Annotated in this window: 9 protein-coding genes; 2 read left to right on the top strand and 7 right to left on the bottom strand. The window is 40.3% G+C overall.

Translation table 11 applies throughout. The annotated features are described in order from the left end of the window. Window positions 1-146: 146 nt before the first annotated feature. The 4 genes from LG330_RS14470 to LG330_RS14455 all read right to left on the bottom strand — a co-directional run bounded on the left by LG330_RS14470 (window position 147) and on the right by LG330_RS14455 (window position 4635). Window positions 147-1694: a glucosyltransferase domain-containing protein gene (locus LG330_RS14470; protein ID WP_404404994.1), complete on the bottom strand. Its 1548-nt coding sequence runs from the start codon at window positions 1692-1694 to the stop codon at window positions 147-149. Window positions 1695-1709: 15 nt separating this feature from the next. Continuing rightward, the gene (locus LG330_RS14465; protein WP_404404992.1) at window positions 1710-2627 is read right to left on the bottom strand and encodes a glycosyltransferase family 2 protein; all 918 of its coding nucleotides are present in this window, start codon (window positions 2625-2627) and stop codon (window positions 1710-1712) included. Window positions 2628-2631: 4 nt separating this feature from the next. Next, window positions 2632-3030, bottom strand: a complete 399-nt coding sequence (locus LG330_RS14460) for a GtrA family protein (RefSeq protein WP_404404990.1) — start codon at window positions 3028-3030, stop codon at window positions 2632-2634. Between the two features lie 243 nt (window positions 3031-3273). Then, the gene (locus LG330_RS14455) at window positions 3274-4635 is read right to left on the bottom strand and encodes an O-antigen ligase family protein (protein ID WP_404404988.1); all 1362 of its coding nucleotides are present in this window, start codon (window positions 4633-4635) and stop codon (window positions 3274-3276) included. A gap of 329 nt (window positions 4636-4964) precedes the next feature. On the opposite strand from LG330_RS14455, the gene LG330_RS14450 reads away from it, so the two are divergent. Both LG330_RS14450 and LG330_RS14445 read left to right on the top strand, forming a co-directional pair. Then, window positions 4965-6962, top strand: a complete 1998-nt coding sequence (locus tag LG330_RS14450) for an S-layer homology domain-containing protein (protein ID WP_404404986.1) — start codon at window positions 4965-4967, stop codon at window positions 6960-6962. A 118-nt stretch (window positions 6963-7080) separates the two neighbouring features. Next, window positions 7081-8352 carry an S-layer homology domain-containing protein gene (locus LG330_RS14445; RefSeq protein WP_404404984.1) on the top strand — a complete coding sequence of 424 codons (1272 nt, stop codon included), beginning with the start codon at window positions 7081-7083 and terminating at the stop codon, window positions 8350-8352. Window positions 8353-8434: 82 nt separating this feature from the next. On the opposite strand, the gene LG330_RS14440 is transcribed toward LG330_RS14445, so the two are convergent. From LG330_RS14440 to LG330_RS14430, 3 genes are all read right to left on the bottom strand, one after another. Further along, entirely contained in the window at window positions 8435-9469 is a 1035-nt protein-coding gene (locus LG330_RS14440; RefSeq protein ID WP_404404982.1) for an acyltransferase family protein, read from the bottom strand. Window positions 9470-9574: 105 nt separating this feature from the next. Continuing rightward, window positions 9575-10606, bottom strand: a complete 1032-nt coding sequence (locus tag LG330_RS14435; protein WP_404404980.1) for an NlpC/P60 family protein — start codon at window positions 10604-10606, stop codon at window positions 9575-9577. A 172-nt stretch (window positions 10607-10778) separates the two neighbouring features. Beyond that, entirely contained in the window at window positions 10779-13052 is a 2274-nt protein-coding gene (locus LG330_RS14430; protein WP_404404978.1) for a S8 family peptidase, read from the bottom strand. Window positions 13053-13140: the final 88 nt, after the last annotated feature.

Raw genomic sequence — 13140 nt, 5'->3', positions numbered from 1 at the left:
AAACTCCGAATGTGCCCCTAAACCCTGAGAATGTGATCCGAAATTCAGCCGATGTGACCTCAATTTCCTAAGGGCGTCAACTCTGTCTGTCTCCAACAACTAAAAAGAACTACCTAAAAAGGCAGTTCTCTCGTCTTCAATATCTGTTATTCATAATCCCTAAACTTAATAATCATCGTATTATCCACCAGCTGAATCGAGCCTTCTTCAGGCCACACTGGCATGTCCTGTACTTCTTCCATCTCTTTAAACTCATCAAGCGTAAAATCACTAATGAGATAAAAATCCTCGCCAAAGTACGTATTAAGCATATATTCCATATGTGCAGGGTATCCAATGAATGAATCGCCCATTGCACCAGTCATTTCCGGGATACTGTTCCATACTTTAATGCCAAGGTTAGAGCGGATATCAGGCGCTCCGATGATACCGATCTGCTGAAGCTCGTTATATCCTTCAGTCTGTTCCATACGATCAAGCACCCTGTTCACTGTAGCAAAGGATTTCTCATAGCGCAGATTCATGTTAAAATAAGCAATATTTGAAATAACAGCATAATTATAAATGATTACGCCGAGTAACAATACTGCAACCCATGAATAAGCTTTTACCGGTAAAGGAATCCGCTTAGCAAATGTCATCTGATCGTAAATGACGATCGGCAACAGATAAATCGCAGCAATCGCCATTACCATAAGCATATGATATGTTACGCCTGGAGACACGAAGTACAATAGATATGACAGGAAAGGCAATGCAACCATGCTTCCGGCTAAAAGTGCTAGCTTAGCAGGGGATTTATATACCTGGTGATAAACAATTGCAAGTACAAGCCCAATCGCCAGCACGACGAAAAATCCGACATTCAGAAAATCATATAATCTTGGAAATGCATCTGTCACCAGACCATGGAAGAAAAATTCCATCCCGCTATCTCTAATTTTGCCAAGCGTTGCCCGAAGACTTTCACCACCGGCTCCAACTTCGTTTAATCCCTGATAATTTGTAATCTGTCCTGCAAAAAAAGTCTGGTAAATTTTAAAGAGGGCATAATAAAGCCCCATACCAATCGCAGCAACTCCTGAAAAGCGAAGGAGCGGTACGAAGAAATCTCTTAATGAAGAGCCTTTTCTAAGAAGCTCTTTGATGAGATAAACTCCTGCAAACACTAATAACATTGTCAGATTGGCCTGATATGTACCAACACTTACAAAGAAAATCAATGCACCAGGTATAAAACCAAAGCGCCACTTTTTAGCGACTACAAGAGAAATAACCGTGAGCAGGTTTGCAAGCATATAACCGTCAGCAGTGAACATATAAGAAAAAGTTGCACCTACAGTCGGAAATGCAGCAATCATTCCGCCGGCTATAATAATTGAAATTGTCTTTTTCAGATCAAACAGCATGGTCACAAACACTGCGGTCAGTGCCAGATACAGAATAGACAGTGCACCAATTAACCAGGGGAGATCAAAATATGAACTAATCCCAGCCAGAAATGTCAGAAAGAAGCGTCCTGATACAAACTTTTCCTGCGTATTATATACATTAATCAGTCCGTCATGATTAGGCAGTGTATTTGTAATGACATACATATGAGTTAAAAAACCAATGACCGCAGCCGAGAAAAATGCAATTTTCCACTCGCGCTTTATATTGGCTTTTATCCATTTCAGCAAATCTTCAGGCATCAGAAGGCTCCTTTATCAGTTTTTCTCTTTGACCAAATACTGAGGTCTGCGTTTCGTCTCAAAATAGATCCTGCCAATGTATTCACCAATAATACCAAGGAACAGCAGCTGAATTCCGCCAAGCAGGATAATCGCAGAAATTGTCGTGAAATAACCAGGTGTATCCACACCATTTAAGAAATAGTTCACAAGCGTAATCAAAATATAAATAAAGCCGAACAGCGTAATCCCAATCCCGCTATAAATCGCAATACGAAGCGGCTTATTATTAAACGATAAAATGCCGTCCATTCCATAGTTTAACAGGCTTGCAAAGCTCCACTTACTGGCACCTTCCACACGCACCTGATTTTCATACTCAATCATCTTTTCATGGAAACCAATCCAGGAAAATAACCCCTTAGAAAAGCGATTATACTCAGATAAAGAAAGCAGAGCATCAAGCGCCTGTCTGCTCAATAATCTGAAATCACCAACGCCATCAGTAATTTCAACTTCAACAAGTCGGTTGACCAATTTATAGTACACATTTGTCAATCTCTTACGCACAAATTTCTCACCCGTGCGGTTACGCTTTGCAATTACCTGATCATACCCTTCCTCAAAATGCTTCCACATCATTGGAATCAAAGAAGGGGGGTGCTGCAGGTCAGCATCAATTAGCACGACAGCATCGCCTTTTGCATACTGAAATCCTGCTAAAATCGCAGCTTCTTTCCCAAAGTTTCTGCTAAAGGAAATATAATGAACATCTGAATCAAGTTCAGCCATGTCCTTTAAAATCGGAAGCGTGCGATCACGGCTCCCATCATCTACAAATACATATTCAACAGCAGCCTGGATCTTTGCAACCCACTGCTTCGTCTCGTCATAAAACTTCTGCACCGTCGCCTCTTCGTTATAACATGGAACCACTATACTTAACGTCTTCACCGGATCAATCCTTTTCCGTTTTCAATATTTTTCTCGAAATCACAAATGTAAAAGGTATCGCCACACCAGAAGCAATTAATGGTGCAATCTTATTATCGATCTGAAGCCATTCAGTCAGCATATACAATGCTCCGGTCGATACCGAAATATTAACCACATACGTAAGCGGAAACTGAAAAAACTTCCTCCAGCTCGGCTTCGTTCGATAAGTAAAATACGTATTCAGATAAAACGACCCCACCATACTGATCAAAAACGCCATCCAATGACCCACAATATAATGAATCGTCAACACTTCCGTAAAAAGCAAATACCACAAATAATAATGAAATGTATTAAAAAAACCGACCATAATAAACTTAATCGTTTCATTCTGCATCAGTCTTCCCATTAATTGTTCCACATCCAAACCTCACTTCTATGAAATCATCCTGTTTATTGTATCAGCCAATTTTCTCCAAGCCAACCCTGAAATGACTCAGCGGGGGTCACTAGTGACACACCGGGAATTACCAGTGAATCACCGGGGACGGAGTTGAGTGTGTCATTTTTAGAATGATTACAAAAATGAATCACTCAACTCCGTCCCCAGTGTGCCGCTGTGTCGCCCAAAAAACAACCCGGCACCAAAGGCACCGGGACAACATCAAACACGCTGAGTTTTCAAATGGTGATAAAAGTACGCTGCCACGATTGCCAGGTAGATGCTGACGCCTGGTGCTGTGAATACGTGACCTGCGAAGTGTGCAATACCAAGTCCGAGCACGATGCTTGAGATGACAAGTGCATAGTGTGGGAAGAAGATAGCTTTAAATTCTTTTAGTATGTTTCGGATTACTGAGATTCCGATGTAGAGAAGTGGTAGGAAGTAGAGGATGGTTCCAATAATCCCTACTGAATAAAAAACATCCGAATAATCCATTTCAATCATTTTAGGAACTTCTTCAAAGTTACCTGCGTAACCCATACCAAATACTTTTTGAGTGACAGGGGCTTCAGCATAATACTCACCAAATTGGTTCAGGAATAGATCCCGGTTACTGAGTATCAGACTGTTAAGATTGCTTTCCTCTTCTTCTACAGGTTCTTCATCAATGTCTTCTATAGGGTCCTGCTCCTGTTCCTTCTGGCGCTGGTCTTCAAGAAGGTCGATGTGTGCATATGTGTTCATAAATACTGGTGTAAATGGTGTAAGTGCACCCAGTATGATTAATAGTGCTAATGCGAATGCGGCGCTGACTTTCAGATTGCCGAAGTGTTTTACTTTTGCAATCAGTGCGATGACTGCACTGACAAGACCCATCACAAGTGTAATCGCTACAGCACCGTATCCAACTTTTGTACCGATCATGATTAATGAGAAGCTGACTAAAATAAATGGAATCCAGTAAGCGAAATGCTTCACTTTTTCTGTTCTCAGGATAGCGAAGTAGAGTACGATTGGTAGGATCATTGCGAGTGATGCACCAAGTTCGTTACCTGCAAAGAACCAGCCTGTAAATCCAGTTTTTGTCCATTCGTAACTTTCTAAGCTTGTCCCCGTCAAAATTGCCACAACCATTACGACACCGATGAAGATAGAGGCGATCATCAGGTTATGGAAAAATACTTTTGCCAGGTTAAGATTTTTAGAGAAGTAGCGGAATAGGAAAACAAAGTTCAGCAATACTACATTAAAGTATGAGAGCTTTACAAGGTACTTAATTTCTTCTCCGAAATAGAAAATAGGCTTTTCTATGTAGCTGATACCCAGGTTGACTAAAAGATATATGCCCCATGCTGCAAGATAGATCACTGCATACTTGGCAATCTTACTATTTTTCCAGTTGATCAACAGGAAGAGTGCGCTTAGTCCCATGTATAGGATTCTGATCAGAACTCCGACTGTGGCACTGAGTTGAAGCTGTGTGATACTAAATGTAGTTAGCACATCAATGATTGGCTGTAGTGCTATAAAATAAAAGAAAAGCAATATTAATTTTTCGTTTGTTTGTAACGACTTGAGCATAATTTCATTCCTGTCCTTTTCATAATATAAAGATTTATAGCATGCAGATTTCCATCTGTTTTTTATATAAACAATCCATTTAATAATAGCGGATATCGTCAGATGATATCAATACATAATTGAAAATACAAGACATTCTGTCCACTGAGTGTAAAAGATTCGTGAACATCTGTAAAATATGAATCTTTTTTCTTTTGGAGACGTCTATACATAAAGACCTGTTTTTTGCAAAAAAAAACTGAAATATGCCTTCTGTGTGATAGGATAGTAGATAGGTAAAATTATCAAAAAGTCACGGAAACAGGATACACATAAGGGAGTGCAGGGAAATGTTAAATAGCAGGATTGCAGTGAGCGTATTACTATCATTGATGCTGGTTGTTTCATTAGTCAGTACGACACCAAAGGCTCATGCAAGCGATGATCTAACTGGTCATCCAATGGAAGAGCAGATTCGCGCTTTGGTTAGCCAGGAGATTATGAATGGGTATGATGATGGATCATTCCGACCATATAATCAGGTTACGAGAGTTCAGTTTGCGTCGCTGATTGCGAGGGCTTTGAACCTTGAGCCGGATACGACACAGACTTTCGGTGATATGCCTTCAGATGAGGAAACGATTAATCGTATCCAGGGTGCTGCAGGAGCGGGCATCATTACAGGTTATGAGGATGGTACGTTTCGTCCTTACACAATGATCAGCCGGGAGCACATGGCTGTCATGCTAAAGCGTGCGCTGGATTATCTTCAGATAGATGCTGAAAGGGCAACGTTGCGTTTTGCTGATAATGATTTGATTAATAAAAATTACTTGGAGCATGTATCTGTAAACGTTTATTACGGCATTATCAATGGTAAGACGATTAACAACAAGCAGTATTTTGCGCCAAAGGAGGCTTCTACACGTGGTCAGGCTGCAAAAGTTATTTATGAACTGTTAGAAACGATTAAAGCTGAAACTGAGCCTGTTCCCCCTGAGGAACCGGGAGTGCCGGAAGAGCCTTCAAAGCCCAAGGTAGGTTATGGGATCGGATCATATAATTCAGCCGGGAACCTTTTTGTTGAAAGGGAATACCAGACATACGAGGAAGCGTTAAAAGCTTATCAGGCAAGCTCAGGAAAACATCTCACATATGGTGATCAGATTCTTAAGATGAACACAGGGGTCGCATTGACTGTTCCAACTGCTGCAGGGTCTTTGACGAATGTGTATAACGAAGCGATGACTTCAGCGTGGACATATGTCGTAAATGACACTGAGCTTCGTTACCTGGATGCTGATAAAGAGAAAGTAAAGGTTCAGGTTGGTAATAAAATTGGATATGTTAAGCACAGCAATGTAAAGCTTATTCCTTTTAATGTGCTTGAAGACCGCTCAAGTTATTCTGTAAGTACTACTGGAGAGCTTGTACACCGTGTGTATATGAATAGCAGAGGTTCAGCTGCAAGTTATGTTGTGGGACCTGCACCAGCAGGACTTGAACAGGGGAAGACTTATTACAGCTGGGATGGCAGTAAGTTTTTTGATGTGAATGGGAAAGAAGTAGCTGAGGCGTATCAATATTTTCAGCACCTTCCTGCAAGAAGTAAGACAAACTATACTGCAGAGGAAATTGATAAATACATTGTTGATGAGTTAAAGAGACTTGAAGAGCGTAATCCAAATAGCGCAGTATATAAGGATGCTTCTAAACGTAGCAAGCTGCTGGGCCTTGGTAAACACCTGAAAAAGGTTGAAGCAGAGAAAGGTGTTAATGCGCTGATGATTCTGGCACTTGCTCAGCACGAATCAGCTTACGGCTTAAGTGAGCGGGCATTAACTTACAATAATTTGTTCGGCCTGCGCGTTTATGATGATAATCCTGCGAATGATCATTTTAAAACAGTTCAGGAAAATGTAGATGAATTACTGAATGAATTCTGGAATAAAAACTATATTCCGCCAACCGGGCCTCATGCAAATGGTGCTGCATTTGGGCATAAAGGATATGGATTCAATGTGAAGTATGCATCTGATCCGTATTGGGGCTCAAAAGCAGCAGGGCATATGTATCGAATTGATAAGGCTCTCGGCGGTAAAGATTTGAAAAATGCACTTAAGATAGGTTTGACTACAACTGAAGGGTTGAATGTCAGATCTGCAACGGAATTAAATGATCAGACTAAGCTGTTTACGTATCCTAAAACAGATATGCCTATCATTATTCAAGGTGAAGCTACAAATGGATCAAGCATTCCTTGGCTGAAAATTGTATCTGATGTTGGACTCAACAGGGATGCATATGTTTCAGGTCATTATGTACGTGTACTGCCAATAGCTAAGTAAGGGAAAAAGCTGTCCGGTGAAATATCGGACAGCTTTTATTATATTTTTTCCAAAAAATTTCTCCACCTTAAAAGATAAGTAGTATAATTGATTTATATGAATAGAAGGGGTGTTGTAATTGAAGGTATTGATTTCTGCTTTACTCAGTTTGACCGTTGTACTGTCAACGTTTTTACCAGGAACAGCAGCACATGAGCCCGGGGATCAGATCACTTATATACCGCTTGGTGATTCATACGCAGCCGGAATCAATGATCAGCGGCAGCTGGACATTGGCTACAGCGACTATATTGCACGTGACCTTGCGAAGAGAGGGCAGCTTGAATTTTACACGAAGGAGTTTACAAGGTCAGGCTTTGATTCAGTAGAACTGCTTGATGATTTAAAGACGAATCAGGCATTAAGAGAGCAGCTTAAGGATGCAGATCTGATTACCCTTTCAGCTGGAGGAAATGACCTGCTTGGGATCCTGAATGTGAATGAACAGACTGGGGAATTATTTTTTAATCGTCAGGAATTGTCAAAGGTATACTTTTCATTAAATAATCGCCTTGCTGCACTTCACGCAGAGATCAATGCGATCAACCCTAATGCAGAGGTTTATGCACTAGGATATGCGTTTCCTCTACCGGCTTTAGATACTCTTCAAAAAGCAGCTTTTAATGATACCTTTGAGTTTTTAAATTCAACAATCGAACGTCAGGTGACCAGAGCGGGCGGTATTTATGTTGATATCGACACAGACTTCGGACGGGATGCAGTTCAGTGGTTCCCGAACCCGCTGGATATCCATCCGAATACAACCGGTTACCGCGTGATGGCAAATGCATTCATTGATACATTTCATCATCCGGAAAGCTTTACTGATGTATCGGGGACTCACTGGGCGAAGCTGTACATTGATGGTCTGACTGTCCGCCAGGTGATGAGTGGCTATGATGATGGTACATTCAGACCACAGGGGAAGCTGACAAGAGCGGATGCAGCTCAGGCGCTGTATAATGTTCTTTATTTAGATGAGGTGGAAGAGACTGTACCAAACCCGGGCTTCAGCGATGTACCTGTTACACACCCTAATTACAAAGCAATAGCAGCCCTGACTGATCTTGGTATCTTTATAAAGGCTGAAAAGTTTAACCCGAATAACTCTTTATCACGTGCACAAATGGCTAAGATTTTTGATCTGACATTTGATTTACCTGATGGAGAGCCTAAGGCATTTAAGGATTTGAAGGGGAATTATGCATGGGCTGCACCTCATGTAGATGCTTTATCAAGCGCAGGCTATGTGTCAGGTTATGACGATGACACCTTCAGGCCAAATCAATCCATGAGTAAGGCGCAGATCGCAAAAATCCTGCAGCTGATGCTTGAGGACAGAAAGTATTAAGATTTATAATCAATCGAATATAAAAGCTGTCGTCTCGATATTGAGGCGACAGCTTTTTTGATGAATATAATATAGAAGAAACTCATCTTTTTATTTGCCCAATAAGGAACTGTGATCCCGGAATCCACTTTAGTAACCATGAGATTAAAATGCTGGAGGTGACGCCAAAAGCAAATGCGCTCAGTGTAAATACAGTGAATGAAACGTCATATGGTAAATACCTTGCATAAAAGTGCAGAAGAAGCATATGCAGCAGGTAGATCGCAAATGAGTATTTGCTGATGACCCTGATCAGAAACGGAATTTTATTGATATAAACTGAGACAGACAACACTGACATAAATAAAAGAATCGTATAAATCAGTACGTCATTTCGTCTTGAAGAGATACTGCCTATACCGTTCATTACGTTGTAGATGCAGTATAGTAATGCAATAATGGTGAGCAGGATAAATCCTGGCCCTGCTTTTTTCAGAAACGATTTAATTGATCCTGCATATCTGCCTGTAAAGTAAGCGACTGTGAAAAATGCGAGCCAGCCCGGGAAAAAAATAATGCCGTAATGATTCCAGATCAGATCCCAGTTTCCACCCGGTGATGAGAAGTTTTTAAAAAACAGATTGTAGCCCATCGTAATCATAATGGATAAAGAAATCATGAAATACGGGTTTAAGTACTTATGAATCCGGTTAAATATAAAATGCAGTACATAAAACTGAAAAATAATTAAAATAAAATAGCCGTGCCATCTAGCATACAGAATATAATCAAATGCCCGTGATGAAATGGCTTCCCATGTGAATGTTCCGATCAGTCCGTAATATGTAGCATAGACAAACGGGATTGTGAAGAAGGGGATCAGGATATACATGATTCTTTTCTTCCAAAATCCATTAGGTATCCGATCAGGGTATGAATAGCTTAGTATGTATTCAGACATCATGACAAACATTGGGGTTGCAAAGATAAAGGCGATCTGAAGTATTTGTGCGATCTGCACGGAAGCTTCAGGTAGATCATAAGTGACAAGTCCTCTGGATATTGAGTGGACCCAGACGACGCTCAAACAGGCGAAAGCTCTGAGCCAGTCAATACCGGCAATACGTTCTCTGGCCAAAGAATAATACCTCCAATCAAATGGTTCAATGCATTGTATCATGAAAGAACCAAATAAAAAAAGCTCCATCCGGAATGAGAATGAATCCGGATGAAACCCCTAAGTTTATTTAAGTGAACGAGTCAGGAATGCAGCAAGCTGACTGCGGTTTACAAGCTCACGAGGAGCGAATGAACCATTTTCTTTTCCTGTCGTAATACCTGAAGCTGCAAGTGACTGAATTGCGCCATAGGCATAGTATTCAGAAGATACATCAGTGAACTGAACTTCAGATGAAGCTGCTTTTAAATCAAATGCTCTGGTGAAAATTAGAGCCATATGTTCTCTTGATAGCTTTTCAGTCGGGCGGTAGTTACCATTCTGGTCTCCCATGATAATACCAGCTTCGTTTACTGCATTGATTGCACCGCGTGCCCAGTAATCAGAAGGTACGTCTTTAAATGGTGTTGCAGTATTCACGCGCTGTAGTCCAAGTGCTTCTGCAATGTAAGAAGCGACTTCAGCACGAGTCGGGTGCTCGTAAGGAAGGAAGTAAGATCCGCCATTTTTACCGTACATAATGCCTTGCTGCTTTAAGTAAGCAATTTCATCATGTGCCCAGAAGTCTTTAGTGATATCTGCATAAATACCTGAGTGTGCTGCTGCAGGCTTAGAAGTTTGTGTTGGTGTGCTGCCGAATGAACCGACGCGCTTTGCTCCTACATATCGTGAACCCCAGTAATAAGGGTCATTAATAGAATCAATGTTAATCCCTTTATAGCTATGTGCGTGAATAAATTTAGAATCACCTATGTAAATTCCAACGTGTGACACGCCGCTTCCAAAAGTATTGAAGAATACGAGATCACCAGTCTTTAAGTTTGCTTTAGAAACGCTTGTCCCAGTGTTATACTGAGTGCTTGTTGTTCTTGGTACTGAAATGCCGGCAGAATTTTTCATTACATACTGAACAAATCCTGAGCAATCGAAACCTGAAGGAGATGCTCCACCGTAAACGTAAGGTGTTCCTAAGAATCTCTTGGCATAGTTTGTTAGATCTGATGCAGAAGCAGCTTCTGCTCTGTTGCTGTCAAGGGCCATGGGAATAATTAACGTTAGGGCTAAAAGTAAAACTAGCGTCTTCTGTAATAACTTCAAGTTCCTGTACCTCCAAAAGTAATGTTTCTGAATCTCCGAAATATCCGAAAAAATCAACTAGGGAAATCATAGCATATGTGTAGAAAGTTTCGTTTTACAGTTATGTAACAAAAGTTTTCTTTTTTGTCATAAATGAAAAAAAGAAGCCGGTGCAACTGCACCGGCTTCTTTTTCATTTATTATCCATATACCTCTGAGCCCTTGTCATCATTGCAGAAAATTGAGCTCTGCTGATAGATTCATATGGTTTGAATTGTTTCTGATTTGTAACAATCCCTTTCGAAACTAATGTAGATAATGCAGAAAAAATTTCACTTTCTGGTGAAACGTCTGTAAATAATAGATCTATTTCACTATTGGATTCATTTAACTGTAAAGCTCGAAACAAAATAAGTGCCATCTGAGATCTTGATAGCTGCTGATTAGGTTTAAAAAGCCCGTTTTCATATCCGTTCAATACTTTTTCATAATTAGCCGATAGAATAGAATGCTTCGTTATAAAATCAAATGATTCGATGTCATTAAACGATGATTCCATTGATGGAAGCGTGTCCCATTCAAATAATCTGTTCATCATTAATGCTGCATGTTTTCTACTGATCGGGGCGTCGGGTCTGAAAGTACGATCCTCATAACCATTAATAATACCGATTGATGTAGCTTTCATAATTTCCTCATAAGCCCAGTAATTGCTGGCCGTATCACTAAATGTGAAGCTTGCCTGCGCGTTAGGTGCCAGATTTAAATACTGCTGTTCGAGTATTTGTTCTCCATTTGTTATGACAGTAAATAATTTGAAGGCCGGCTGTACCGGCGATGAAATTTTGATTGACTGATAATGGTCTGTAATTTTTCCATTGAATGATTCGCGGCCATTTACAAATACATGAAGATCACTGCCAGTCAGGTCTTCATCTGTCAGAAGGTGGAATTCTTCTGAGCTGTAAGGCTGACCCTGACGATAATTCATCCATTCCATTGCAGTGGGGGGTGTATTCTCCCAGCGATCGGGCTCAAATTGAACTACGCCGTGTCCTGACCAGAGATCATATCCTTCAGTCATAATATCCTTAGTACTGTTAAATAGCTTTTGTCTGATTGACAGCAGTGAATCTTCGGGGTATTGATGTTTGATTAAAGCGACTGCTCCAGTTACAAAAGGTGCCGCCATTGAAGTTCCATTCATTTTACGGTAAGGCGGGTTAATATAGGTGCTGAGTACTTCAAATCCAGGAGCAGCCAGATCAACTTCCCATCCGAAATTGGAGGTGTTAACCTTTTGCATTTGCTGGTTAATCCCGCTGACAGTGATAACTGTTGGATAGGATGCGGGATAGACATCCTTCGTTGAAGAGTTGTAATTACCAGCTGCCGCAATGACAGGTATTTCTTGTGATGCAGCTTTAATGAGTGCATTTTTAAGTAACTCAGTTTTAACTGTGCCAGCGATGCTGATATTCACTGCACTGACGTTCAATTCTATTGCATCGAATAATGCCTGGCTGATTTCAAAATCAGTTCCTGTTCCTCTTTCATTTAACACTTTCATTGGTAGGACATCGATTGGTGCGTGACCAAAGACTCCTGAAGTGCCAATTCCATTGTTATAACAAGAGGCGATGATACCTGTTACATGCGTTCCATGTCCATAGGTATCCTGAGCCCATGAATAAGCTTCTTTTGTATAATCATTGCTGAGACTATAAAGAATATTTGAACAAAAGTCTTCATGAAGTGCAACGCCGGAATCCAATACGGCTACAACTGGATTGTTTACTCCTTTTAATGATGAAATATTAAAGGGTTCAGGTACGTTGTCTTTATTCATTAGCGTAATGTGAATTTTGTTGATGGGCCTGTCGTTTGGAATTAAAATATCCAGCCTCGTAAATCTGCCGTAATTGACACCAAGCAGATTTCCTTTTTCATCTTTTACTTCAATTCCCCAATAGGTGTCTTCAGTTTTTGCTTCAATTTCAACTGAAATTCTTGATAAAGCAATATCAGGTGAAAATTCAATTGTTTTAGCTTGAAACTTTCCGCTGTTTAATATTGTTTTGTTTTTATCAATGATTAATTCGTTATTTTTAAGCAGATTCTCCCCCGCCTGAGGGTAGAGGTCATTAATGGTTTGCTGATTAACAGCTGATAATCCCCACTGGTCATTTATGTAAAGATCAGGGCTGATTTCTGCATGCGCCTGCTTTAAAGCGTTTCGTTCAACAGTTGTAATGAGCTGGTGCTCAGGGGGTGTTCCTGAAACTAATAAGGAAAGTGGTAATTCTCCTATTACTTGATCTTCATGTAACAATTGTTTAACAATTTCTTTATGGTCTGTCTGATCAAAATGAAGAATCCATTCTTCCTCAGATGCACTGACCGGAGTGAGAAAAATTAGTAAAAATAAAGCTGACATCATCATAGATGTTAATAACTTTATAGTCATGCAGACACCTCCATCCATAAACATGTAATTATCCTATATTATAAAGCATTTACCCTTAATAAAAGTCATCTATGCGTAAAATATTTCA

This window comes from Jeotgalibacillus malaysiensis, assembly GCF_044789845.1.
GTDB lineage: Bacteria > Bacillota > Bacilli > Bacillales > Jeotgalibacillaceae > Jeotgalibacillus > Jeotgalibacillus malaysiensis_A.
The sequence above is the reverse complement of the archived record's forward strand: the minus strand, read 5'-3'. Positions and strand labels throughout refer to the sequence as shown.

Bases quoted from the DNA above. Each gene is read 5' to 3' on its own strand.
- LG330_RS14470 (WP_404404994.1), bottom strand. From the start codon at position 1,694: ATGCCTGAAGATTTGCTGAAATGGATAAAAGCCAATATAAAGCGCGAG.
- LG330_RS14455 (WP_404404988.1), bottom strand. From the start codon at position 4,635: ATGCTCAAGTCGTTACAAACAAACGAAAAATTAATATTGCTTTTCTTT.
- LG330_RS14450 (WP_404404986.1), top strand. From the start codon at position 4,965: ATGTTAAATAGCAGGATTGCAGTGAGCGTATTACTATCATTGATGCTG.
- LG330_RS14430 (WP_404404978.1), bottom strand. From the start codon at position 13,052: ATGACTATAAAGTTATTAACATCTATGATGATGTCAGCTTTATTTTTA.